We start from the raw sequence: 23,745 nt of genomic DNA, 5'->3' as shown, positions 1-23,745 counted from the left end.
CCGCCGGCATCGGCCTCGTGCATGCACTCTATTGCGACCTGCGCTTTGCGGCGGACAACACGGTGTTCACCACGGCCTTTGCGCGGCGCGGACTTATTGCCGAACATGGGATCTCGTGGATGCTGCCGCGTATCGTCGGCCACGCCAATGCGCTGGATCTCTTGCTCTCGGCCCGGCGCGTCTCGAGCGAGGAGGCGCTGGGCATGGGGTTGGTCAACCGGCTCTGTCCGCCCGAGAGGCTGCGCGAGGAGACCTACGCCTATGCGCGCGATCTCGCCGATTTCGTCTCGCCGAGCGCCATGGCGGTCATCAAGCGGCAGCTCTACGAGGTGCCGTTCCAGACGCTGGCCGAGGCTACGATCGAGGCCAACCGGGAGATGCTGGTGGCGCTGAACGGCAGCGATTTCCGGGAAGGCGTGGCGAGCTTCATGGAGAAACGGCCGCCACGGTTCACGGGGAGGTGAGACCCTCATGGTGAGGAGCGCGGCACGCGCGTCTCGAACCATGAAGGCCGGGATCTTACCCGCGGCCATCCCTCGAGACGACCGCTGTCGCGGGCTCCTCAGAATGAGGCATAATGCTCGTGACCGATTGGAAATAAAGCCCGGCTTCGCCCCTTCGGGCTACGCCGCGGCAGCCTTCGCTAGCTTCGCTACGAGGGACTTCCCGGGCTTGCCGAGCCGTAGCTCGCGAAGCGAGCGAAGGCTGGTGGAGCCAGGCGGGATCGAACCGCCGACCTCGTCATTGCGAACGACGCGCTCTCCCAGCTGAGCTATGGCCCCGTCGCGAGCCGCTCTGGTAAACGCGGCCGACAACCGGGCGCCATTTAAGTCCCCGCCAAGGTCAAGTCAAGGACGGGCGTAGTCCGGTTTTGGCCCTGGATGCCGGGACTTCCCTTGTTTGGACCGGGGGGAACCGATATCTAGCAAAAGGCGTCAATCCCCACCGGAACCAGAGTTTTCACAGCCATGCGTGCCGTTCTCGACATCGTCATCATCGTGCTCGACCTTTACGTCTGGCTGCTGATCGCATCCGCGATCCTGTCCTGGCTGATCGCCTTCAACGTGGTGAACACCCGCAACCAGTTCGTCTCGGCAGTGGCGGAGTTCCTGTTCCGCATCACCGAGCCGGTGCTGGCGCCGATTCGCAATTTCCTGCCCAATCTCGGCGGCATCGACATCTCGCCGATCATCCTGATTCTGATCATCATGTTCATCGAGCGGGTGATCATGTACTACATCTACCCGAACGTGATTTAGGCGAAGCAGGCGGGCGTTGGCTTCGACAAAGCCTTCTACAGAACCCTGGCGCTATTCCACCTCGGGTATCAGCATCGCGCTGCGGGTGACGCCGCGCGGCGGCCGCGACGACATCGATGGCGTCGAGGCGCTCTCCGACGGCCGCAGCGTGCTCAAGGTGCGGGTGCGGGCGATTGCCGATGGCGGCGAGGCCAACCGAGCGGTTTTGCAGCTGCTGGCGAAATCGCTCGACGTGCCGAAGGCGAGCGTGCGGCTGCTCTCGGGCGCCACCTCGCGGCTGAAGCAGATTGCGGTCGATGGCGACCCGGTGCGCCTTGGTGAGGTGCTGCGCCGGCTTGCGGCGGCCAAATCGACGGACAGGGATTAGGACATGACGGCAAAGATCATCGATGGGAAAGTCATTGCCGCGGAGCTCCGAGCCCGCGTCGCCGACGAGGTCGCTCGCGTCAAGCGCGAGCACGATCTGGTGCCGGGCTTGGCCGTCGTGCTGGTTGGCAACGATCCTGCCAGCGAAGTCTATGTTCGCAACAAGCAGGCCCAAACCCAGGCTGCAGGCATGGCCTCGTTCGAGCACAGGCTGCCGGCCGACGTCTCGCAGGGCGATCTGCTGGCGCTCGTCGCCAAGCTCAATCGCGATCCCGCCGTGCACGGCATCCTGGTGCAGCTGCCGCTGCCCAAGGGCCTCAACACCGAGGCCGTGATCAACGCTATCGATCCCGCCAAGGACGTCGATGGGCTGCATCCAAACAATGCCGGCCGGCTCGCAGGTGGTTTCCAGGCGCTCTCGCCCTGCACGCCGCTCGGCTGCATCATCCTGACCAAGAGCGTGCACGCCTCGCTCGAAGGCATGAACGCCATCGTCATCGGCCGCTCCAACCTCGTCGGCCGTCCGCTGGTGCAGTTGCTGCTCAACGAGAACGCTACGGTGACGATTGCGCATTCGCGCTCGCGCGATCTGCATGGGCTCGTCAGGCGTGCGGACCTCGTCTATGCCGCCGTCGGCAAGGCGGAAATGGTGCGCGGCGACTGGCTCAAGCCGGGCGCGACCGTGATCGACGTCGGCATCAATCGCATCCCGAGAGAAGACGGCAAGACGCGTCTCGTCGGAGATGTCGCCTATCAGGAAGCTTTGAACGTCGCCGGCGCGATCACGCCGGTACCGGGTGGCGTCGGTCAGATGACGGTGGCGTGCCTGCTGGTGAACACACTGCGTGCAGCCTGCGCGATCGCCGGCCTGCCGAAGCCGGCGGTGTAACCAACCTCTCGTGTCCCGGACGCGTTGCGGCATGCAATGACGCGACGCAGAGCCGGGATCCATGTCTCCGGATGGACCCCGGATCAGCAGCGCATCATGCCGCAAGAGGCGGCGCGCTGCGCAGCATCCGGGGAACGCCGGAGGGATTGGGTAGAAAGATCAACCCGCCGTATTCTCGATCAGCCGCCGGTAGAAGCGGATCATGTCGGCATAGCCTTCGATGCTGAGGCGCTCGTTGGTGCCGTGAAACCGTTTCAAGTCCTCGCTGTTGGCGCGCACCGGCGAGAAGCGGAAGATGTTGTCGGCGATCCCAGCGTAGTGGCGTGAATCGGTGGCCGCGACCATCAGGCCGGGCGCGACGACGACGTCGGGGAAGACCTCGCGGATGGTGCGGTTCAGCGCCGCATAGGATTTGCTCGCAGTCCCCGTCACCGGCGGCGGATCGGTGTTGCCGGGGAACGGCGCGATCGAAATCTTGCCATTGTCGATCGTGGTGCGGACGTGATCGGTGACGCTGCCTTGCGTGTCGCCGGGCAGCAGGCGGAAATTGACGGTGGCTTCCGCATTCCCGGGCAGCACATTGTCCTTTTCGCCGGCATTGAAGATGGTGAGCGCGGTCGTCGTGCGGACCATCGCCTCGCTTGGGCCGTTCTTCTCGAACTCGCGCAAGAGCAGCGGCTTGAACAGCCAGAGGTTGGAGAGAACGACGCGGCTGAAACCGCTCATCTCCGGCGCCAGCGTGTCGAACATCTCGGCCACCGCGCCGCGGATATGCATCGGCAGCCGATGGTCCTCCAGCCGCGCCAGCGCCGCGCTCATCATGCCGATCGCGGTCTCGCGTGGCGGCATCGAGGAATGGCCGGGCGTGGCATGCGCAGTCAGCACCAGCGTCGCGTAGCCCTTTTCCGCGAGCCCGATCAGCGCAGCCGGCTTGTTGAGACCCTTCATCATGCCTTCGGCGATCAGGAGGCCCTCGTCGAGCACGAAGTCGAGACGCACGCCGCGTGCTTCGAGCGTGGCCGCGATCACCTTGGCGCCGCGGGTGCCCGCGACCTCCTCGTCATGGCCGAAGGCGAAGTAGATCGTTCGCTTCGGATGGAAGCCGCTCCTAGCCATCTGTTCGGCCGCCTCCAGCATGGAATAGAGGTTGCCCTTGTCGTCCCAGGAGCCGCGGCCCCAGATGAAGCCGTCGGCGATGACCCCGTCGAACGGCTTTTGCTGCCAGTCCTTCTCGGTGCCCGGCGCGATCGGCACCACGTCCTGATGCGCGAGCAGCGCGATCGGCTGCGCCGTGGGATCGGAGCCTTCCCAGGTGAAGAGCAGGCTGTGGCCGCCGATCACCTCGCGCTTGGCCGCGGCGTTGAAGGCCGGAAAGCTCGCTGCGATATGCGCCTCGATCCCACGCAGAGCGTCAGCGTCCTGCTCCGGATTGAGGAAGTTCGAGATAGTCCGGAAGCGGATCGCCTCCGACAGCCGCCTTGTCGCGCCTTCGGTGTCGACGGTTGCGCGCGGGATCGCCACGACCTGCACCTGCCGCGATGTCCGCGTGAAAACGTTGAACAGCAAGACGCCAGCGAGCACGAGCACGCCGGCGACAATCAGCACAACGACGTTGCGGATGATCCTGAGAAGCCGGCGCATCGAAGAGCCCCAAAACCGATGCCCGTACCCCGTACGTTGAACGCTACTTCGCTTTCTTCGCGCGCTCGATGCCTTCGAGGATCAGCTTGTGCGCCTCCTCCGGGCCACCCCAGCGCAGAATCTTTACCCATTTACCCTTCTCGAGATCCTTGTAGTGCTCGAAGAAGTGCTGGATCTGTTGCAGCGTGATGTCGGGCAGGTCGCTATAGGCTTTGATCTTGTCGTAGCGCTGCGTGAGCTTTGACGACGGCACCGCCAGGATCTTCTCGTCGCCGCCCGCTTCGTCCTCCATGAACAGCACGCCGACCGGGCGCACGCTCATGACGGCGCCAGGGATGATGGCGCGGGTATTGACGATCAAGACGTCGCAGGGATCGCCGTCATCCGACAGCGTGTGCGGGATAAAGCCATAATTGCCCGGGTAGCGCATCGGCGTGTAGAGGAAGCGGTCGACGACCAGCGTGCCGGCTTCCTTGTCCATCTCGTACTTGATCGGCTCGCCGCCAACCGGCACTTCGATGATGACGTTGACTTCGTTTGGCGCTTTGGTCCCGATCGAGACCGCATCGATACGCATAAAAGACTCCGTGTTTGCCGAAAGGGATCTCGCCCGGCAGCGATTTGGCGCTGTCATACGCGGGCTTGGCCCGCCGATCCATCGACTTTTCGCGAATTAATGAACGCTGGTTCTACCGGCTCAAATGGGCAAACGGTATCGGCGGAAGGAAGTACTGCCGACCAAACGACGGTAGATCAATTGGTCCAGGCGAAAGCGACCTTGTCGAGCGACTTAGGCCCGAACCGCTCCGACGAGCGCGCCACCATGCGGCCACCCAGCGCCCGGTAAAACTCCGTGGCCGGATCGTTGTCGGACAGCGCCCAGACGACCATGCTCTTCAAATTGCTCTGCATCAGGTCGCGGCGGGCGGCGGTGAACAGGCGCCGGCCGAAGCCCAGCCCCTGGAATTCCGGACGCAGATAAAGCTCGTAGATTTCGCCGTCGAAATGCAGGCTGCGGGCGCGGTTGCGACCGTAATTCGCGTAGCCCGCGATCTTGTCGCCGAACACCAATACGCTGACGCGGCTGCCCTTGCGGATCGCGCTGTCCCACCATTGCGGGCCACGGCGATTGATCAGCTTTTCCAGCTCGGCGCCGGGAATGATGCCCTGATAGGCCGATCGCCAAGCTTCGTCATGGGTAGACGCCACCGCGGCTGCGTCAACAGCTTTGGCCGGCCGGACCTCGATCAGGGTTGTGCTCATGGACGCGATCAAACCAAGTCGCCGGGCCGGCGGCAAGAGCCATCGTTAATTATCGGTTAACCTGTGGACTTTCTGCATCAGTTTCCGAGCCATGCTGTACCGAAAGAGGACAGGACGCCGCTTTGGCCGGCATTGGCCTGCCGCGTGCCGGTGCAAAACTGCTTTGTGACAAAGGTCTGCATGGCGGCAACGCGAGAAAAGTCCGCCCAGGATGATTCGTTCCAGCTAGTCTGGGCTTTATCCTTCAAATCCTGTTGCCGGCAGTTATGCGGTTCTCTGCGTTCATTGTTGCCCTGCTCATCCTTGCCACACCCGTGCGGGCGCAGAGCGCGTTGGGGGCCTCGGGCGCCGAGGGCGAGCCGTTTCGTCGGCAGGAGTGGCGCGTGCCCACATCCGACGCCAGCATCGCGGCGCGCGCATTGCTCTTTCGCCCGCCGGGCGAAGGTCCGTTCCGCCTCGCGCTAATCGCGCATGCGTCGACGCAAAATGTGTTGCGTCGTGTGCAAATGCCGCAACCGGAATACCGCGCGCTGGCGACGTTTCTGATCGCGCGCGGCTTTGCCGTGCTGGTGCCAGAACGGCTCGGCCATGGCGCAACCGGCGGCCGCTATGTCGAGGACCAGGGCGGCTGCGACGAGGCGGACTATGCGCGGTCGGGCCGTGCCACGGCTGAGGAAATCGCGCGTGCGCTGGAATTTATGCGAGAACAGGATTTCGTCCGCAAGGATGGCGCCGTCGTGCTCGGTCATTCGGCGGGCGGCTGGGGCGCGCTGGCGCTTTCTAGTGCCGACCCCAACATGGTTGGCGCCATCATCGCCTTCGCACCCGGACGCGGCGGCCACGCCAACGACTTTCCGAACCAGATCTGCGCGCCGCATACGCTCATCTCAGTGGCAGGCGAGTTCGGCAAGGCGGCGCGCGTGCCCGTCACGTGGCTGGTGGCGGCCAACGACACCTACTTCGCGCCAGTATTTTCGCGGCAATTGGCCGATACATTTCGCAGCAGTGGTGGCAAGGTTGATTTCCGCGCGCTGCCTGCCGTGGGCAGCGAGGGCCACTGGATGATCGAGACCGAAGCCGGCGTCAAAGCCGCCAGCGCCGAGCTGGAACGCGCGCTGAAATCGCCAAAGCCGGCGCTGGCCAAGAAACCATGACGCTGTATTTCCTGGTCAAATATCTGCACGTAGCGGGCGCCATCGTCATCCTCGGCACCGGAAGCGGCATCGCCTTCTTCATGCTGATGGCACATCGCAGCCGGGATGCCGAGTTCATCGCGCGCACGGCCGCGGTCGTGGTGATCGCGGACGCCCTGTTCACGCTCTCGGCCGTCATTCTCCAGCCGGTCACGGGCGGACTGTTGATGATGCTCTCGGCGACGTCGATCACGGAGCGCTGGCTGGTCGTCTCCCTCGCGCTCTATGCCGTCGCCGGGCTGTTCTGGGTGCCTGTCGTGTTCATGCAGATCGAGATGCGCGATCTCGCGCGCAAGGCGGCCGAACAAGACGTAGCCTTGCCGCCGCGCTATTTCGTGCTGTTCCGCCGCTGGTTCGCCTTCGGCTTCCCAGGCTTTGGCGCGACGATGCTGATCCTCTGGCTGATGATCGCAAAGCCGTTTTGAGTGACGCGATGAGTGAAGCGGCGCACAACATTCTCCTCCTCGGCGCCTCCGGCCTGATCGGCCGGTTCGTCACCGACGATCTTCGGATGCGCGGCTTTCGCGTCATCGGCGTGGCGCGACAGTTGTCGCCGGCGCAGAAGATGAGCGCGCTCGATATCGAGCTGCCGATCATAACGCTCGACGCAGCGGCGCTGATGCGCCTTCTGAACGAGCATTCGGTCGACGTGATCGTGAATTGCCTGGGCGTGCTTCAGAACGGTCCCGGCAGCGACACCAATGCCGTGCATCGCGACTTCGTCGCGCGCCTGTTGCAGGCGATCAGGCATAGCGGTCGCGCGATCCGGCTGGTGCACATCTCGATCCCCGGCTCCGCCAACGAGGACCGCACCGCCTTTGCCACGACCAAGCGCGAGGCGGAGCGTCTGATCGCCGCTTCCGGCATTCCTCACGGGATCCTGCGCCCCGGCTTCGTGGTCGCGCCATCAGCCTATGGCGGCAGCGCCATGCTGCGCGCGCTCGCGGCCTTTCCGCTCGACCTGCCGGCCGAGGAGATGGCGACGCCGTTCCGTCCGGTCGCGGTCGAGGACATCGCGGCCACGATTGCCTGGCTCGCGGCGCGCGACATTGACGATCCTTCCGTGAAAGCCGTGAGCTGGGACCTGATGCACGCCGAGCCGGTCACGATGGCCGGCGTCATCAAGCAATTCCGTATTGCCTTCGGCACCGCGAGCTGGCCGCATTTTGCGATGCCGTCGTTGCTGCTCGACGTTGGGGCGAGGCTCGGCGATCTCGCCAGCCGGCTCGGCTGGATGCCGCCGATGCGCTCGACCGCGATCGCCGAACTGCGCCGCGGCGTGACGGGCGACCCGCAGCATTGGATTGCGGCTACAGGCCTCGCGCCGAAGACACTGGCAGACACGATCGGACGCCATCCCGCCACCATCCAGGACAAATGGTTCGCGCGGCTGTACCTGGTCAAGGCGCTGGTTTTCGCGAGCCTGGTCGCGTTCTGGGTCGTCTCCGGTTTCATCGCCCTGTTCGTCTCCTACCGTGCCGCCGCCGGCATCCTGAGCACGCACGGCTTTCCGTCCGCACTGGTCGATCCCATCACCATCGGGACCAGCCTGATGGACATGTCGGTCGGCCTCCTCATCGCATTCCGTCGCACCTCGGCATTCGGGCTCATTGCGGGCATCGTTGCCTCGCTCGGCTATATGGTCGGCGCCGCGATCCTGACGCCGGATCTCTGGATCGAGCCGCTCGGCGCACTGGTGAAGACGGGCCCGGCGATCGTGCTGATGCTCGTCGCGCTGTTGATGTTGGACAACCGATAGTGTTTTCGAGCGAAGTGGGTACCGGTTCGCGTGAAGAAAACGCGTCAAGACAGAGTCTCCGAATGAGCAAATGGCCCGATGACGACGTGATCCTGTTCGACGGCGTCTGCATCTTCTGCTCGCGCTGGATCCGCTTCGTCGCGACGCGCGACACGGCAAGGCGATTCCGCTTCACGCCGATCCAGTCGGAGTACGGAACGAAGCTCGCACAGACCTTCGGCATCGATCCCGATGATCCCGACACCAACGCGGTCGTTCACGGCGGCGAGGTGTTCATGAAATCGGACGCCGCACTGACCGTGCTCTCGCAGCTCCCCGGCTGGAGCTGGGTGCGCGTGCTCTTCGCCGTGCCGAAGCCGCTGCGGAGCGCGGTCTACAATCTGGTCGCGCGCAACCGCTACCGCATTTTCGGCAAGTACGACGCCTGCTTCGTGCCGGACGCGGATTTGCGGGCGCGGGTAATCGAATAGTACTCGTCGTCATTGCGACGAGCGAAGCGACGAAGCAATCCAGAAACTTTCCGCGGAGGGATTCTGGATTGCTTCGCTGCGCTCGCAATGACGGAGTCTGCTGTTACGCCTTCGCCATCGCCGCCAACACCTCCCCCGCCGCCCGCTCACCCGAATCCCGCGCCCCGTGCGCGGTCGAGAAAAAGTGTGGCGACGTCGCCTCGCCTGCGAAGAACAGCCGCCCATCGACGGGAGCTGCCAGCACGGCGCGGTCGCCGGCATGACCGGGGAGCGCGTGGGAATAGGCGCCGCGGGCGAAGGGGTCGTGAGCCCAACGGGACTCGGCGAGCGGCTTCAGCTTGCGCCTGATGTCGTTGCCCAGATAGTCCGCGATCTCGTCGATGCTTTGTGCGGCGAAGGCGCCATCGCCAGCGTCCTCCAATTCGCGTGCAAAGCGGCCGCCGAAAAAGCCGTCGATGCAGGGCTGACCAAACGGGCGGATGTGATAGGTGCCCATGGCGGTCCGCATGGTGGCGCCGCGCAAATTGCCTTCGATTGGAAAGGCTTCCGCGTCCTCCAGCGCCAGCACCACCTTGTCGTCGACGCCGAGCGGCAGGCCGCGCGCGGCGTCGACCTTGGCCGGGAGCTGCGGCGAGAAGCGGATCGCTTCATCCGCAATCAGGTTGGTCGGTACCGTGACGATCACCTTTGCCGCGGTGAGCGTGCCGAGCGACGTTTCGAGCCTGATGCGTTTGCCGGAGTGATCGACCAGCGTGACGTTGCAGTTCAGTGCCACGGGACACGGGACACCATAGGCCGCGACCAGCGTGCCAAATCCGGCCCGCACGCGCCAATTGAAGTAGGTGTCCTCGTAGGCGTCCATGTCCAGAATCGAGACGCGGTCGAGCTCGCAGCCGTTCACATAGGTCGAGACCGCATTGATCATGGGGTTCCAGCGATTGCCGGGTTCGAGATAGCGTTCGGCTGGCGCATCCTCGTCGTCCTGCGCAGCTTCCGCGACACGCTCGTAGAATTCGTCGATCGCGCGCCCGAAGTCTTCGCGCTCGCTATCCGGAAACACCTCGCCAAAGGCGCGATCGCGCCAGGGCGGAATATCCTTGTTGACCTCGAAATTCAGGCGTTCGGCGATTCCTACGAAAGAATTCTTGTCCGCTGAATGCAGCCAGCCGCAGCCGACATCGAAGATGACCTCAGGTGAAGCCTGGACGGTCCAGGCGCGGCCGCCGAGCCGGTCGCGCGCTTCGAGCACGACGACAGAGAGGCTGGAATCCTTCAGCGCGTGGGCCGCACCGAGGCCAGCGGCGCCCGCGCCGATGATTGCGACGTCGACGGAGGAGGGGAGGGAGGTCATGGCTGGGCTCTAGCACGTTCGCGAGAAGCCACCATAAACGAACAGTCATCACCCGCGAAGGCGGGTGATCCAGTATTCCAGAGACAGTAGTGATATACGGAGAAGCCGCGGCGTACTGGATGCCCCGGTCAAGCCGGGGCATGACAGCAAGATGACCAGGAAATGACAGCGTGGCCTTACGCCACCGCTTCCTTGGCCTTCTCCGCGCGCTTGCGCTCGTTCGGATCGAGATGCTTCTTGCGCAGGCGGATCGACTTCGGCGTCACCTCGACGAGCTCGTCGTCCTCGATATAGGCGAGCGCCTTTTCCAGCGTCATCCGGATCGGCGGGGTCAGGCGCACCGCTTCGTCCTTGGACGTAGTGCGGATGTTGGTGAGCTGCTTGCCCTTGAGCACGTTGATCTCGAGATCGTTGTCGCGGGTGTGCTCGCCGACGATCATGCCGCGATAGACCTTCCAGCCCGGCTCGATCATCATCGGGCCGCGGTCTTCCAGCTTGAACATGGCGTAGGCCACCGCGTCGCCCTGGTCGTTGGAGATCAGGACGCCGTTACGGCGGCCCTGGATCTCGCCCTTGTAGGGCGCGTAGTCGTGGAACAGGCGGTTCATGATCGCGGTGCCGCGGGTGTCGGTCAAAAGTTCACCCTGGTAGCCGATCAGGCCGCGGGTCGGCGCGTAGAACACCAGGCGCTGACGATTGCCGCCCGAGGGCTTCATCTCGATCAGTTCGGCCTTCCGCTCGCTCATCTTCTGCACGACGACGCCGGAATGCTCCTCGTCGACGTCGATGACGACTTCCTCGACCGGCTCCATGGTGGCGCCGGTGGCTTCGTCCTTCTGGTAGACGACGCGCGGACGCGACACCGAGAGCTCGAAACCTTCGCGGCGCATGGTCTCGATCAGGATCGCGAGCTGCAATTCGCCGCGACCCGATACTTCCATCGCATCCTTGTCGGCGGCTTCGACGACGCGCAGCGCGACATTGCCTTCGGCTTCGCGGAGCAGACGGTCGCGGATCATGCGGCTCGTCACCTTGTCGCCTTCGGTGCCGGCGAGCGGGGAGTTGTTGACGATGAACGACATCGACACGGTCGGCGGGTCGATCGGCTGCGCCGGCAGCGGCACCTCGACGGTCGGATCGCAGAACGTGTCGGCCACGGTACCCTTGGTCAGGCCCGCGATGGCGACGATATCGCCGGCTTCGGCTTCATCGAGCGGCGTGCGCTCGAGACCGCGGAAGGCCAGGATCTTGGTGATGCGGCCCTGCTCGACCAGCTTGCCGTCGGCGTTGAGCACCTTGACCTGCTGGTTCGGCTTGAGGACGCCGGACGAGATGCGGCCGGTGATGATGCGGCCGAGATAGGGGTTGGCCTCCAGGATGGTGCCGATCATCTTGAACGGGCCTTCCTCGACCTTCGGCGCCGCGACGTGGCGCAGGATCAGGTCGAACAGCGGCTCCATGCCCTTGTCCTTCGGACCCTCCGGGCTTTCGGCCATCCAGCCCTGCTTGGCCGACCCGTAGAGGATCGGGAAGTCGAGCTGCTCCTCGCTGGCGTCGAGTGCCGCGAACAGGTCGAACACCTCGTTGATCACCTCGGTCGGGCGCGCGTCGGGGCGGTCGACCTTGTTGATGACGACGATCGGCTTCAGGCCGACCTTGAGCGCCTTGGAGACCACGAATTTGGTCTGCGGCAGCGGGCCTTCGGCGGCGTCGACCAGCACCAGCGCACCGTCCACCATGTTCAGGATGCGCTCGACCTCACCACCGAAATCGGCGTGGCCTGGGGTGTCGACGATGTTGACGCGGGTGTCCTTCCACTGCACCGAGGCCGCCTTGGCCAGGATGGTGATGCCGCGCTCACGCTCCAGATCGTTGGAGTCCATGGCGCGTTCGGTCACCTTCTGGTTCTCGCGGAAGGTGCCGGATTGCTGGAGGAGACGGTCGACGAGGGTCGTCTTGCCGTGGTCGACGTGGGCGATGATGGCGACGTTACGAAGGTTCATGAGTGAGCTTCTTTGCGGTCGAACAATGGGTTAGCGCGATCTCGCCGGTCAGACCGGGACCTCTTTCTCGAAACAACGCTGGAAACCTGAGAAACGGGCGCTTTCCGCCCAAAAAGGAAACCCGGCCATCAGAGCCGGGTACCTCAATGCGTTTGCAGCGCAATATAGGCAAAAAACGTCAAAAAACAATGTGTTCTTTCGGGGTTGGTTGATTGATTTTTGTCCGGGTATTCCCGGGGCTTAGCGGCGGGAGTGGGATGGCGGACCGCCTCCCGCGCCGGCATCCGCCTCCTCCGTCGGATAGACCCCGCGCAGCACCTCCTCGAAATGGTCCTTCACCGCGTCATTGCACAGGCAGGCCCGCAATTTGAGGCCATCGCGGTTGCGCACGAGGATCGAGCCGCGGCGGGTTTCGATTATGCCTTGCGTCTTGAACGACTGGATGATGCGGCTTGCATAGCTGCGGCCGACGCCGAGCAAGGTCGCTAGCTGCTCGTGGGTGAGCGGCACGCTATCGTCGCCGTCGGTGCGCTCCATCGCGGCCAAAATCCATTTGGCGGTGCGCTGCTCGATCGAGTGGATGGCATTACAGGCCGTCGACTGGAATATCTGCGCGAGCATGCAGTCAGCGTAACGCACGAAGATGTTGCGCAGTGATGGTGAGCTCCGCTTGGCTGCCTCGAGCTTGCCGACATGGATGCGCGCAAAGGGGCCGCCGAACTTCACGATGATCCGCGTATAGGCCGGCAGATAGCCCTCGCTGACGATGCCACCCACGGCACCCTCGCGGCCGACCAGAATGGTCTCGACGTCGCGGCCGTCCTCGTTGGGAACGAGGAAGGTCGCGAGCGACGGCCCGCAGGGAAAGTGCACGACCTGGACGTCGTCGCCGGGATTGTAGAGCAGCTCGCTCGCCGATGCCGTCTCGGTCGTCAGATGCGGCGCGATCAGCGTGTAGTCGGCCTGGTTCAATCGCCGCAGCAGATTGTTGTAGGGGCGGCTCGCAATCTCGGCTGTCTTGCTGCTTCGTGCATCCATCCCAAAGCTCTCCGATCTCCCCTTCGACATTAGCTGGGTCCGTTCGCCGCCTGTGTGCACAAGTGGACAGACTGAGAAACGATGATGTGGTGGGTTTCGTTCCTGGAACACCGATGCGCGGGGCGCAGGCATCGGGCCTGAGGCCGTCGTGATTGGAAAGACCATGCAGCCCTCAATCGACGAGATCATGCGACGCGTTTCATTCGACGGCTCCGATGTCCCCGCCGACGTGCTGATCGTTGAGGACGATCCCATCATCGCGATCGATTTCGAGGACCGCCTGCTCGGCTTCGGCGTGAAGCAGGTGCGCACCGTTGCGTCGGTTGCGCGTGCGCTGGATGCGATCACCGACCGTATGCCGGATTTCGCTCTTCTCGATGTCGAGTTGGTGCGTGAGAAGAGTTTTGCGATCGCCGAGCGCCTGGTTGCGCTCAAAGTCCCGTTCGTCTTCGTCACCGGCTACGGCGCCGAGACGCGGATTCCGCCCGAGTTCGCCGGCTTACCGCGGTTGCAAAAGCCCTGCTCGAGTGATGCCCTGGAGGCCGCGCTGCGCACGCGTGCCTCCAGGTAACAGTATGCTCTAGACCAGCTTTGGATCGAGCGTGGTCGACCACAGCGCGACATCGGCGCGGTCGCGTAATGTGACGGTCATCTGGCCGCTTGCGCCGTCGATCTTGACATGACCGAAGAACTGCATGCCGGCCGACGGCGGCAGGTTCTGTTTGTCGAGCCCCGGTGCCTTGATGAAGCGCACGTCCGGTCCAAAGGTGTTGTCGAGCTCGTTCGGCCCGAACGTGCCGGCATGCAGCGGACCCGAGACGAACTCCCAGAACGGCTCAAAGTCCTGGAATTGCGCCTTGTTCGGATCGTAGTAATGCGCGGCGGCATAGTGCACGTCGGCGGTCAGCCACACCGTGTTCTTGATCGGCGCCATCTTGATGAAGCGCAGGATGTCGGCGATCTCGAGTTCGCGGCCGCGCGGCGGGCCGTCGCCCTGCGCGAAGGCTTCCGAGCCCTTCTTGTTGGCCGCATCGTCATAGACGAGCAGGCTGAGCGGCATGTCCGAGGCGATCACCTTCCAGGTCGCGCGCGAGTTGAGCAGGCCGCGCTTCAGCCAGGCCATCTGATCCGGGCCGAGGAAATAGGACGCGGGGCCGTATTCCGTCTCCAGGTTCGGACCATTGGGGCCGCGATAGCTGCGCTCGTCCAGCATGAAGACGTCGAGATGCGGGCCGTAGGAGATCTGGCGATAGACCCGGCCCGGCTCCACGATGCTCTCGCGCATCGGATACATCTCGTGGAAGGCGCGTGCGGCACGCGCGGCGAGCAAGGTGATGTTGCGCTCCTTGTAGGTAGCCGGCAGATCCTTCGACAGCGACCAGTTGTTGGTCACCTCGTGGTCGTCCCACTGCACGAAGATCGGCACCTCGGCATTGAAGGCGCGGACATTGTCGTCGGTGAAATTGTATTTGTGAGCGGCGCGGAACTCGTCGAGCGTCTCGGCGACCTTGGCCTTTTCGGGGATGGTGACGTTTTTCCAGGTCTTGCCGTCGGCAAGCTTCACCTCGGAGGGGATCACGCCGTCGGCATAGATCGTGTCGCCGGAATGCAGGAAGAAGTCCGGGCGGTGTTTGCGCATCGCCGAGAAGGTGAACATCCCGCCGTCATCGGGATTGATGCCCCAGCCCTGGCCGGCGACGTCGCCGCCCCAGACGAAGCTGACGTCGCGGCGGTCAGTGGGTGCGGTGTGGAAGCGACCGACCACCGGCTCGCTCTCGATCGCGGTGTGCGACAGATCGCGGAAGCGGACGCGGTAGAAGATGTCCTGTCCGCCGGGCAGATTTTCGACCAGCATCTTCGCGGTGAAATCGCTCTCGGGCAGCGCGGCGATCGGCGGCAGCGCGCGGGCATCCTTGAAGCTATCGGTCGTCGCCACCTCGACCAGCATCTGCGAGGGACGATCGGCGCGCGCCCAGACCACGCCGCCATCGACGGTGACGTCGCCCGACTGCACGCCATGGGTAATCATCGGACGGTCGGCCGCGCGCGACACATAGGGCATCGCGATCGAGCCCAGCGCACCGGCGCTGGTGGAGAGGAATTGCCGGCGGGAGAATTTGATTTTCATGGGGAATCGTCCCGGGATCGGTCCGGACGGCTGCGGCGGCAGCCGTCACTGCGAAGCCAACGCTATATTGAGACAATGTGACGCAGCAATTACGCGCGCAAGCACTTACGCGTTGCCGGCGGCGCGGAATTGGGCGCCGGCGCGCTGCAGGTTCTGTGGGAGGCTGAGCAGCACCGCCTTGCGGTCGGCGACCGCGGCGTGGAACTGGTCCAGCGCGATATTGAAGGCGGTGAGCGCGCCTTCCTCGATGGCGCCGTGGTCGAAGCAGCGCAGCGTGTCGCGCAGGATGTCGTCGGCCTCGCTTTGCATCTGGTCGAGCTCGTCGATGGTCTCCGAGCGCCGCGCAGCCGCGATCATGTCCAGCAGCCGCTCGCGCAGATGGCTGTTGTTGTCGCGCTCGTCCTTCTTGAGGTAGCCGGCGAACCAGGCGCCGATCGAGCCCATCGCCGAGAGCGCCATCAGGCTCCACCAGATGTAGTCGCTGTACCTGTCGAGGAAGGTCTTTTCCTCGCCGTCGACGAAGGCGGCCGCGCCAGGATGCACGGGGATCACGGCGTCCTTGTCGGTGTCGGGCGTCTCGATCTTCGCCGCCAGCGGGAATTCCGTCACCAGTTGCTGGCGTATCGCGAAGAGCTGGCGGGTGAAGGCGGCAACGGTGGTGTCCGAGAGGCCTTTGCGCGCCACGATGTGGTGGGCAAAGCTGATGGTTTTGACCTCGTCATCGGGCCGGTCGGGCGAGCCGCCATAGGTGCCGGCGGGAATCTCGGACGCCTCATAGACTGGATGGTTTTGCGCGATCGCGTCGGCCGAATCGATCGCGAGGAAGGTCGGCGTGCCGCCGTCCTTGGTGGAGGCGGCGATCGCATCCGCGGTGATCTTGCTGTTGACGGGTCCGGCAGCGAGATAGACGTCGGCCTTCTGGGTACGGATCGCTTCGGCGGCTTCATTGGCCGGGAATTGCACGATCTCCACCTTGGCGGGATCGACGCCATATTGCTGCAGGATCACCTTCAGGAGATTGACGTTGGCCTGGGTGCGGCCGACCACGCCGACGCGATGGCCGGCGAGCTGCGCGATCTTGGTGATCTTTGCGCCCTTCTTCTTGCCCTTGCCGGCCGGCGGGACCCACAGCACGACGACGTTCTTGCGCAGGGTGGCGACGGCCTGGGCGTTCTTCGGCACGTCGAGATCGCCGCGGACGATGGCGAGGTCGACCTTGTTCTCGGCGAGCGCTTCGGCGCTAGCGGTGGCGCCGTCGGTCTGGACCGGACGCAGCCGGACATAGCCCTTGCTCTGGACGAAGGCCTGCGTCAGCGCCTGAACGACCTTGACGTCGTCGCTGTTGGCCGGGCCAACCGCGATCTTCAGCGTCACCGGGCGCATCGCAAAATAATAACCGCCGACCAGCGCGCCGACGATGGCGAGCACGAACGCGAGCGAAACGAGCATGGTCTTCCGCGCCGCCGATCGCGGCGACGTCGGTGTGGGTGTTTCGGCCAGGTCGAGGCCCCCGGTCATCGATCTCCCATACAGGTGCTTCAGGCTCGGTTTCATCCTAGCCTGGTCATTAGGCCGGTAATTGTAGCAAAATTCTTGCCCGTCAGGGTTACATCTGCGTCATGGTTAGCGGAAGGACGACAACCCTGTATGAACCTCGGCGTCAGCACCGTGTTAGGGTAAAGTTCCCCTGAAAACGGAGGCGACCATGACGGAGCGGCTGTCGGCGGAAGCACGCAAGCAGGCCTTGAGCGAACTATCCGGCTGGACCGAGACCCCCGGCCGCGAGGCGATCGGCAGGACGTTTGCCTTTCGGGATTTCAACCAGGCTTTCGGCTTCATGACGCGCGCGGCGTTGGTGGCCGAGAAGATGGACCATCATCCCGAGTGGAAGAACGTCTACAAGACGGTCGACGTGGTGCTTTCGACCCATGATGCCGGCGGCGTCACCACGCTCGATATCGAGCTCGCCAAGGCGATGAACGCCATTGCCAAACAGGCAGGCCTTGGTTGAAGACAGGCAGGTTTGGCTGACGCCTTGTTGCTGTGCCGACGCATCCCCATCTTGTGATCGGCATCGGCTGGGACAATCGGCCGCGCCGGCCTGAACGGGGAGTTTTGGACCATGGCTGCTGCCGAACACAGCGTCGGCTTTGAGCCGGCCGATCGGCTGGCGGAAGACCGCGAGACCGTGCGCCGGCGCTTCTGGCGCAAGTTGAAGCGCGTGGTTGCGCACCTGCCGTTCGCAGAGGATCTGCTCGCCGCCTATTACTGCGCCTTTGACAAGCAGACGCCGCGCCATGTGCAGGCGTCGCTGCTGGGTGCGATCGCCTATTTCATCCTGCCGTTCGATGTCGTGCCCGACATGCTGCCGGTGCTCGGCTTCACCGATGATGCCGCCGTGCTCGCGACCGCAATCAAGCTGGTCGCCAGCCACATCACGCCGGACCACCGCGAAGCCGCCCGTGCCGCGCTGAAGCGCGGTGTGGGCGAGGCAGAGGCGGAAGCGTAGTCACGCGAGCCAAGTCACACCTTCCGCAGTCATTCCCCGCGAAAGCGGGGAATCCAGTATTCCAGAGACGCCAGACGTTCCTTGCACTGCCGCGGCGTACTGGATCGCCCGCCTTCGCGGGCGATGACGGTAAGAGTGTTGACGACGCCTTCTACTTCTTCTCCGACCTCGCCTGCGGCCGCGAGTTGTTCTGCGCTTCCCAAGCCTGGAATTGCTTGAACAGCGCTTCCTTGTCGGTGTCGGACACCTTTGCCGCCGCCGGGTTCTGCTTCAGGAACGTCTCGAAGCGCTGGCGCGCCACCGGCTCGACGCCGTGGCTGTCGAGCCATTGCTGTGCCACCGGCAGCCTGTTCCAGCCCGACAGGGGAGCCGCGAGCGAGACCTCTTTCCATTTGGGATGGAAGGGCGGGTTCTGCAGCGACGGGAATTTCGTGAAGAACGCGTCCACGAAAAGTGCGATCTTGCGGTAACGATCCGTCTTCGGCCCCCAATTATAGGCGGCAAGGACGGCCGGGACCGCGATCGTGTCGACCGTCTCGCCTTCCTTGATAAGGTTCGGATAGTCCTTTGCGGTCAACGTCGCCGGCAGATAGTCGCTCTGGAGCGGCTTGGCGTAGTCCACGCCGGCAAGGTGGAAGCGGCCGTCATTGTTGAAGGTCGAGACCGATTTGTACGGCTTGCCGCCGACCACGATCACCGCGTCGATCTCGCCGGCCTTCAGCTTCTCCATCGCGATGCGTTGTTCGATATAGACGAAGTTGGCCTTGATCCCGAGCCGCTCGAACACCGTGAGCGCGGTGACGAAGGTGCCGCCATTGGGCAGATCGACGCTGACCTTCTTGCCCTCGAGATCCTTGAGCGTCGCAACCGATTTCGGCGCGATGACCTGCATTTCCTCGTTGTAGAGCTTGGTCACATAGGTGAACTGCTTCTTGATGTCGCTCGCAAACCCCTTGCGCTCGAGATAGTCGAGCGTGTCGGCGCGAACGATGCCGAGATCGACACCCTGGAGGAACAGGATGTCGGCGACGCTCTGCACCGAGCCGCGGCCGACGATCGGCAGCACGCGTAGCTTGTTGCCGTCATCGAGCACGGAGGCGAGATCGGCGCCGAACTGCACGTAGGTACCGCCGATGGTGCCGGTGATCAGCGTGACCGTGTTGGCGTTCAACGCCTGCTTGGTCGAGACCGATCCGAACTGGAAGATCGCCTTCAGGCTGTCCGAGACCTTGCTCGGGTCGTATTCGGTCTGCTCGGCCTGTGCCGCCGCTAAGCCGCACATCGTCACTATGGCGGCAAGCGCCATTCGCAAAGCGTTACGCATGATGTCCTCTGCTTAAATTGGAATCTCAGTCTTGAAGTTGCGTGAGGCGCGCGCGTGCCTCCGCGGATCCGAGCGCGGCGGCCTTCTGGTACCAGCTCCGCGCGGTGGTGGGATCCGCGGTGATGCTGCGCGTATCCTTGGTGCCGAGCACGGTCGGGTCAAAAGTCTGTGCCAGAACGAACGCCGCTGTCGCGTCCTGCGCATTCGCCGCGCGTTCGAGCAGCAGCCGGGCGGCGGCGATATCGCCGATCGTCATCAGGCTCTTGGCGCGCGTCATCAGCCCGGCCAGCGTGTCGGCGTCGAGCGTTTTGACCACGGGCTGAGGTGGTGGCGCCGGCGGCTCCGGCGGCGGCGCAACGGGTGCGGCGACGGCCTGTGTCGGTGCCTGCGCTTGCGTCGGCGTCTGCGCTTGCAGCGCGTTCTGGTAGGCGGTCGCGATCGCCTCGCGGCTCGGCGTCGACGGCGCGATGGCCTCGCGGGATTCTGCGCTCGCGACCTGCACCGGGTTCGACACCCGGGCCGGATCCTTCAGCGGAGTCTGGCTTGCGACCGGTACCGGAGGTGTCGCCGGCTCCTCCGCCGCCACGCTGCCGATCCAGGCCGTGGCATAGACTGCATAGAGACGGCTGACGTCGGATTGAAACAGCGCGACCAGCACGGCGATGGCGGATGCGGCCAGCACGCTGGCCACGATCTGCGTGGCGAGGCCAATGCGCCGCACGCGGCGGGGCGTAAACTCCCGCGGATCCGGCGTGCCCTGCGGATCTGACAGGAACAGCGGGATCGGATCGTGTGGTGAAAGCTCGGTCCGGTCAGCCTGGGCCAGATGATAGGGCATAGCGCTCGGATCGATCGTTTGCTCGAGGTCGAACGCCCGAGACGTCTTGGACAGACGGTAGGCCGTCGTCTCCATGGTTGATGCTCCCCTATTACTAAACGCAACGCGCTGGGGGCATCCCGGGTAAAGTCTTCTTGTTGTTGTCCAGAAGCCCCCGCCACTGGAACCGGTAAATCGCCGTCCGATTCAGCCCAAAAGACGACGACGATTGGGGCGAATCAGGAAAGATTTAGGTTTGATTGAGGCGAAGACGGGAAGTGCACCGTATATTTTGATCGCTGTGGTTGAGAAATTTTTTACCATACCGCGGCGCGTTATTGTGCGCGAGAGCGGGGGCGGCCACGTATCCGACCGCCATCTCTGAAATACCGAATCGCGCGATCAGGCCGGGCGATGACGGCCAGCCTCGTGGCGAGCAACGTTTCGCAACATCCGCGCGACGTCAGGGATGCAGGATCACCTTGCCCATCGCCTGGCGGCCGGCCAACACTTTCAGCGCATCCGCGGTCTGCGCCAGGGGGAAGGTGCGGTCGACGTGGGAGGAGATCTTGCCTTCCGCAGTCCACTTCACGAGCTTCTCCAGATTGGCGCGGTTCTTCGCCGGATTGAGCCGCGTCCAGGCACCCCAAAACACGCCGCGGATATCGCAGCCCTTCAGCAGCGCGAGGTTGAGCGGCATCTTTGGGATGTCGCCTGCAGCAAAACCGATCACCAGGAAGCGGCCTTCCCACGCGATCGAGCGCAGCGCGGCTTCCGCGTAAGCACCGCCCACGGGATCGAAGATGATGTCGACGCCCTTGCCGTCGGTGAGCTTGCGCAGGCCTTCCTTTAGATCTTCCTTGCCGTAGTTGAGCGTCAACTCCGCGCCGTGCGCTTTCGCAAAGGCGAGCTTCTCGTCCGACGAGGCGCAGGCGATCACCTTCAGCCCCATCAGCTTGCCGAGCTCGCACGCCGCCAGGCCGGTGCCGCCCGCCGCGCCCAGCACCGCGAGCGTCTCGCCCGGTTTCGGGCTCGCGCGATCTTCAAGCGCATGCAGCGCGGTGCCGTAGATGATGATGATGCCGGCCGCGCGGTCATAGTCGAGATTGTCCGGGATCTTCACGATCGAAGCAGCCGGCAGCGCGATTTTCTCGCGCGCGCCGTTGTGGCCGCAGGAGGCCACCACGCGATCGCCCACTTTCAGATCGGTCACGCCCGCGCCGATGCTTTCGATGACGCCGGCGACTTCGGCGGCCGGCGAGAACGGGAACGGCGGCTTGATCTGGTACTTGCCCTGAATCATCAGAATGTCGAAGAAATTCAGCGCCGCCGCCTTGATCGCGATCACGGCTTCGCCGGGCCCTGCCACAGGATCCGGCACATCGGCCAGCACGAGATCGTCGGGTTGGCAATATTGCGAGCAGAGGATGGCTTTCATGGCGACACCTTCTTGAGACACACGTTCATAGACATGCTTGGCGTTTCGAGATCGGAATTATAGTTGGGCTCGTTTCTGCCGGATTTGAAGCCGGGCCACAATCCGGTTTCTGCTCCTCATGGTGAGGAGGCGCGTTAGCTCCGTCTCGAACCATGAAGGTCGAGCTGCCGCAGCGCGGGCCTCGATCCTTCGAGACACTTGCTACGCAAGCTCCCCAGGATGAGGATCGCCATGGGAGGATTCAAACGATGTTTGAAACAGGCCTGCTCGGGGACAAGCGCATCCTCGTTACCGGCGGCGGCTCCGGACTTGGTGCTGCGATGGCGCGTCGCTTCCTCGCGCTCGGCGCCGAGCTCGCGATCTGCGGCCGCAAGCCGGATCGCCTCGAGGCTGCCGCCAGCGAGATGCGAAACCAGACCGGCGGCAAGGTCACGACCATCGTCTGCGATATCCGCGACGGTGCGGCGGTCGATCGCATGATGGATCAGATCTGGCGCGAGGCGCCGCTCGATATTCTCGTCAACAATGCGGCGGCGACCTTCATCGCACAGAGCGAGCATCTCTCATTCCGTGCCGCGGACGCGATCCTGGCGCCGACGCTGCACGGCGCGATGTATTGCACGCTTGCGGCGGGCCGCCGCTGGATCGAAGGCGGGCATGGGGGCGTCGTGCTCTCCATCCTCTCGACCTCGACCATCACCGGCCGCGCCTTCACCGTGCCTTCAGCGATGGCGAAGTCGGCCGTGCTGGCGATGACCAGGAGCCTCGCCGTGGAATGGGGCCCGAAGGGCATCCGCACCGTGGCGATTGCGCCGGGTCCGTTCCCGACCGTCGGCGCCTCCGGCCAGCTGCGCCCGGACGGCCGCGATGAGGGCTGGGCGTCGCGCAATCCGCTGGGCCGCACCGGCGAGCATGCCGAGCTCGCCGATCTCGCCAGCTTTCTGGTCTCGGACCGCGCCGGCTATATCAACGGCGAGATGGTGGTGATCGATGGCGGCGCCCATTTGCGCAGTTCCGGCGCCGAGGACCTGCTCGGCTGGACCGAGGCGCAATGGGCCGCGCAGCGTGCCGCTAGGTCGAAGGTCTAAGCGGTAAGACTAGGACTTTCTTCCCCGTAACCTCGTTCCGAATCAGGCTCTTACGGGTTATTTTGGCCTTGGGACAAAGTCCGGCCGGGCCATCTTCCAGTCACAATATTGAGGGAACCACTCCAGCATGTGGCGGGTGCTTTTTTTATCCTTGATGACTGGCGTGGTGGCGTGCGGGACGGCCGAGCTTGCGCGCGCGCAAACCGCACCACCGGCGCAACCGGCACCCAAGGCAGCGGCTAAGCCGGCCGCGGCTGCCAAGACGGCTGCAAAGCCTGAGAGCAAGCCGGTAGCGCCGCCTCCGGCCATTGCAGGTGGCGCGGAGCCGACCCTGATCGGCCAGTTCGGCACCTGGGGCGCCTATTCGGCGACGCCCAACGGCAAGAAAGTCTGTTTCGCGCTGGCAAAACCCTCGTCATCGAAGACCAATCCGCCGAACCGGCCGCGCGATCCGGCCTATGCCTTCGTCTCGACCCGGCCGTCGGAGAGGGTCAGCAACGAAGTCTCGGTGATGATCGGTTACGCGCTGAAACCGGGCTCGGAATCGACGCTGGAGGTCGGCGGTGCGTCCTACGCGATGTACACGCAAGGCGACGGCCTATGGATCAAGAACGCGGCCGAGGAGGATCGGATGGTCGAGGCCATGCGCAAATCCGCCGATCTCGTGGTCAAGGGCGTCTCGGCCAAGGGGACCGAGACCACCGACACGTTTTCGCTCAAGGGCCTGGCGCAGGCCCTCGATCGAATCGCGCAGGACTGCAAGCGTTAGCGCGGTCGCAATCGGCAGGTCCGGTTGCTATATAGGGGCTATCCCAAAGGTACAGCCGTCATGGCCGGGCTTGTCCCGGCCATCCACGCGCTGGCTACGGGGAAAAGAACGTGGATGCCCGGGACAAGCCCGGGCATGACGAGATAGCAGCAATCTCAGGTAACCGATGACCGAGCCGCACAACGCAACACTCGTGGAGAAGACTCCGCTCGAAACCTACGTGCCGCCGGCCAGACCGTCGCTCATCGGCCTGTCGCGCAACGAGCTTGCCGAGCGCCTTGGCGAGATCGGCGTTGCGCCCGCACAGCGCAAGATGCGCGTGCAGCAATTGTGGCACTGGATCTATTTCCGCGGCGCCAAGAGTTTCGACGAGATGACCTCGATCTCGAAGGACATCCGCGCCGAGCTCGCAAACCACTTCACCGTCGACCGGCCCGAAG

General features: G+C 64.2%; 24 protein-coding genes, 1 tRNA gene and 1 pseudogene. 14 read left to right on the top strand and 12 right to left on the bottom strand.

Annotated elements, in window-relative coordinates:
* A partial coding sequence (locus SO156_RS42645; RefSeq protein WP_498539014.1) for an enoyl-CoA hydratase-related protein occupies positions 1-464 on the top strand: 464 nt, incomplete at its 5' end.
* Positions 465-706: 242 nt separating this feature from the next.
* On the opposite strand, the gene SO156_RS42640 is transcribed toward SO156_RS42645, so the two are convergent.
* Positions 707-782: transfer RNA gene (locus SO156_RS42640), tRNA-Ala, on the bottom strand.
* A gap of 186 nt (positions 783-968) precedes the next feature.
* Here SO156_RS42640 and SO156_RS42635 point away from each other — a divergent pair.
* From SO156_RS42635 to folD, 3 genes are read left to right on the top strand one after another with little or no spacing between them, the layout of a single operon-like run.
* Positions 969-1,259, top strand: coding sequence for a YggT family protein (locus SO156_RS42635; RefSeq protein WP_458150796.1), 291 nt, complete (start codon positions 969-971; stop codon positions 1,257-1,259).
* A gap of 16 nt (positions 1,260-1,275) precedes the next feature.
* Positions 1,276-1,626 (top strand): DUF167 domain-containing protein, encoded by a 351-nt coding sequence (locus SO156_RS42630; RefSeq protein WP_458150795.1) that lies wholly within the window; start codon positions 1,276-1,278, stop codon positions 1,624-1,626.
* 3 nt (positions 1,627-1,629) lie between these two features.
* The gene (gene folD / locus SO156_RS42625) at positions 1,630-2,514 is read left to right on the top strand and encodes a bifunctional methylenetetrahydrofolate dehydrogenase/methenyltetrahydrofolate cyclohydrolase FolD (RefSeq protein ID WP_498539013.1); all 885 of its coding nucleotides are present in this window, start codon (positions 1,630-1,632) and stop codon (positions 2,512-2,514) included.
* A 159-nt stretch (positions 2,515-2,673) separates the two neighbouring features.
* Here the strand turns inward: folD and SO156_RS42620 are convergent, their stop codons facing one another.
* From SO156_RS42620 to SO156_RS42610, 3 genes are all read right to left on the bottom strand, one after another.
* Positions 2,674-4,155: a M20 family peptidase gene (locus tag SO156_RS42620; protein ID WP_498539012.1), complete on the bottom strand. Its 1,482-nt coding sequence runs from the start codon at positions 4,153-4,155 to the stop codon at positions 2,674-2,676.
* A 43-nt stretch (positions 4,156-4,198) separates the two neighbouring features.
* Positions 4,199-4,732, bottom strand: a complete 534-nt coding sequence (gene ppa / locus SO156_RS42615) for an inorganic diphosphatase (protein WP_458150792.1) — start codon at positions 4,730-4,732, stop codon at positions 4,199-4,201.
* Positions 4,733-4,908: 176 nt separating this feature from the next.
* Complete coding sequence (locus tag SO156_RS42610) at positions 4,909-5,418, bottom strand: GNAT family N-acetyltransferase (RefSeq protein ID WP_458150791.1); 510 nt, start codon at positions 5,416-5,418, stop codon at positions 4,909-4,911.
* A 266-nt stretch (positions 5,419-5,684) separates the two neighbouring features.
* Here SO156_RS42610 and SO156_RS42605 point away from each other — a divergent pair, with 266 nt between their 5' ends.
* The 4 genes from SO156_RS42605 to SO156_RS42590 all read left to right on the top strand — a co-directional run bounded on the left by SO156_RS42605 (position 5,685) and on the right by SO156_RS42590 (position 8,840).
* Positions 5,685-6,572, top strand: coding sequence for a dienelactone hydrolase family protein (locus tag SO156_RS42605; protein WP_498539011.1), 888 nt, complete (start codon positions 5,685-5,687; stop codon positions 6,570-6,572).
* Positions 6,569-7,036, top strand: coding sequence for a DUF2269 family protein (locus tag SO156_RS42600; protein ID WP_498539010.1), 468 nt, complete (start codon positions 6,569-6,571; stop codon positions 7,034-7,036). The genes SO156_RS42605 and SO156_RS42600 overlap by 4 nt, the downstream gene beginning before the upstream one ends.
* Before the next feature lie 8 nt (positions 7,037-7,044).
* Positions 7,045-8,370: an SDR family oxidoreductase gene (locus tag SO156_RS42595; protein ID WP_498539009.1), complete on the top strand. Its 1,326-nt coding sequence runs from the start codon at positions 7,045-7,047 to the stop codon at positions 8,368-8,370.
* Positions 8,371-8,432: 62 nt separating this feature from the next.
* The gene (locus tag SO156_RS42590; RefSeq protein ID WP_498539008.1) at positions 8,433-8,840 is read left to right on the top strand and encodes a thiol-disulfide oxidoreductase DCC family protein; all 408 of its coding nucleotides are present in this window, start codon (positions 8,433-8,435) and stop codon (positions 8,838-8,840) included.
* 103 nt (positions 8,841-8,943) lie between these two features.
* Here SO156_RS42590 and SO156_RS42585 read toward each other — a convergent pair whose 3' ends face one another.
* The 3 genes from SO156_RS42585 to SO156_RS42575 all read right to left on the bottom strand — a co-directional run bounded on the left by SO156_RS42585 (position 8,944) and on the right by SO156_RS42575 (position 13,232).
* A complete protein-coding gene (locus SO156_RS42585) occupies positions 8,944-10,191 on the bottom strand; it encodes a flavin monoamine oxidase family protein (protein WP_498539007.1) in 1,248 nt (415 codons plus the stop codon).
* A gap of 176 nt (positions 10,192-10,367) precedes the next feature.
* Positions 10,368-12,194, bottom strand: coding sequence for a translational GTPase TypA (typA, locus tag SO156_RS42580; RefSeq protein WP_458150785.1), 1,827 nt, complete (start codon positions 12,192-12,194; stop codon positions 10,368-10,370).
* 240 nt (positions 12,195-12,434) lie between these two features.
* Positions 12,435-13,232: a Crp/Fnr family transcriptional regulator gene (locus SO156_RS42575; RefSeq protein ID WP_498539006.1), complete on the bottom strand. Its 798-nt coding sequence runs from the start codon at positions 13,230-13,232 to the stop codon at positions 12,435-12,437.
* 163 nt (positions 13,233-13,395) lie between these two features.
* Between SO156_RS42575 and SO156_RS42570 the strand changes: the two genes are divergently transcribed.
* Positions 13,396-13,803: a response regulator gene (locus tag SO156_RS42570; RefSeq protein WP_498539005.1), complete on the top strand. Its 408-nt coding sequence runs from the start codon at positions 13,396-13,398 to the stop codon at positions 13,801-13,803.
* 9 nt (positions 13,804-13,812) lie between these two features.
* Here SO156_RS42570 and SO156_RS42565 read toward each other — a convergent pair whose 3' ends face one another.
* Positions 13,813-15,360, bottom strand: a complete 1,548-nt coding sequence (locus SO156_RS42565; protein ID WP_498539004.1) for an alkaline phosphatase D family protein — start codon at positions 15,358-15,360, stop codon at positions 13,813-13,815.
* Between the two features lie 105 nt (positions 15,361-15,465).
* Positions 15,466-16,914 carry a TAXI family TRAP transporter solute-binding subunit gene (locus tag SO156_RS42560; RefSeq protein WP_458150781.1) on the bottom strand — a complete coding sequence of 483 codons (1,449 nt, stop codon included), beginning with the start codon at positions 16,912-16,914 and terminating at the stop codon, positions 15,466-15,468.
* Between the two features lie 151 nt (positions 16,915-17,065).
* On the opposite strand from SO156_RS42560, the gene SO156_RS42555 reads away from it, so the two are divergent.
* Together SO156_RS42555 and SO156_RS42550 are read left to right on the top strand one after the other, a co-directional pair.
* The gene (locus tag SO156_RS42555; protein ID WP_498539003.1) at positions 17,066-17,371 is read left to right on the top strand and encodes a 4a-hydroxytetrahydrobiopterin dehydratase; all 306 of its coding nucleotides are present in this window, start codon (positions 17,066-17,068) and stop codon (positions 17,369-17,371) included.
* A 111-nt stretch (positions 17,372-17,482) separates the two neighbouring features.
* Positions 17,483-17,869, top strand: a complete 387-nt coding sequence (locus SO156_RS42550) for a YkvA family protein (protein ID WP_458150779.1) — start codon at positions 17,483-17,485, stop codon at positions 17,867-17,869.
* A 151-nt stretch (positions 17,870-18,020) separates the two neighbouring features.
* Here the strand turns inward: SO156_RS42550 and SO156_RS42545 are convergent, their stop codons facing one another.
* The 3 genes from SO156_RS42545 to SO156_RS42535 all read right to left on the bottom strand — a co-directional run bounded on the left by SO156_RS42545 (position 18,021) and on the right by SO156_RS42535 (position 21,448).
* Complete coding sequence (locus SO156_RS42545) at positions 18,021-19,193, bottom strand: TAXI family TRAP transporter solute-binding subunit (RefSeq protein ID WP_498539002.1); 1,173 nt, start codon at positions 19,191-19,193, stop codon at positions 18,021-18,023.
* Positions 19,194-19,218: 25 nt separating this feature from the next.
* Complete coding sequence (locus tag SO156_RS42540; protein WP_498539001.1) at positions 19,219-20,106, bottom strand: hypothetical protein; 888 nt, start codon at positions 20,104-20,106, stop codon at positions 19,219-19,221.
* 367 nt (positions 20,107-20,473) lie between these two features.
* Positions 20,474-21,448: an NADPH:quinone oxidoreductase family protein gene (locus SO156_RS42535; protein ID WP_498539000.1), complete on the bottom strand. Its 975-nt coding sequence runs from the start codon at positions 21,446-21,448 to the stop codon at positions 20,474-20,476.
* A gap of 248 nt (positions 21,449-21,696) precedes the next feature.
* Here SO156_RS42535 and SO156_RS42530 point away from each other — a divergent pair, with 248 nt between their 5' ends.
* The 3 genes and pseudogenes from SO156_RS42530 to SO156_RS42520 all read left to right on the top strand — a co-directional run.
* Positions 21,697-22,536: an SDR family oxidoreductase gene (locus SO156_RS42530; RefSeq protein WP_498538999.1), complete on the top strand. Its 840-nt coding sequence runs from the start codon at positions 21,697-21,699 to the stop codon at positions 22,534-22,536.
* A gap of 127 nt (positions 22,537-22,663) precedes the next feature.
* A complete protein-coding gene (locus tag SO156_RS42525; protein ID WP_458150774.1) occupies positions 22,664-23,305 on the top strand; it encodes an invasion associated locus B family protein in 642 nt (213 codons plus the stop codon).
* Between the two features lie 166 nt (positions 23,306-23,471).
* A pseudogene (locus SO156_RS42520) lies at positions 23,472-23,745 on the top strand (dual-specificity RNA methyltransferase RlmN); the annotation flags it as partial.

The sequence above is a fragment of the Bradyrhizobium sp. UFLA05-125 genome (assembly GCF_059803515.1).
This window is presented reverse-complemented; position numbering and strand designations above follow the sequence as displayed.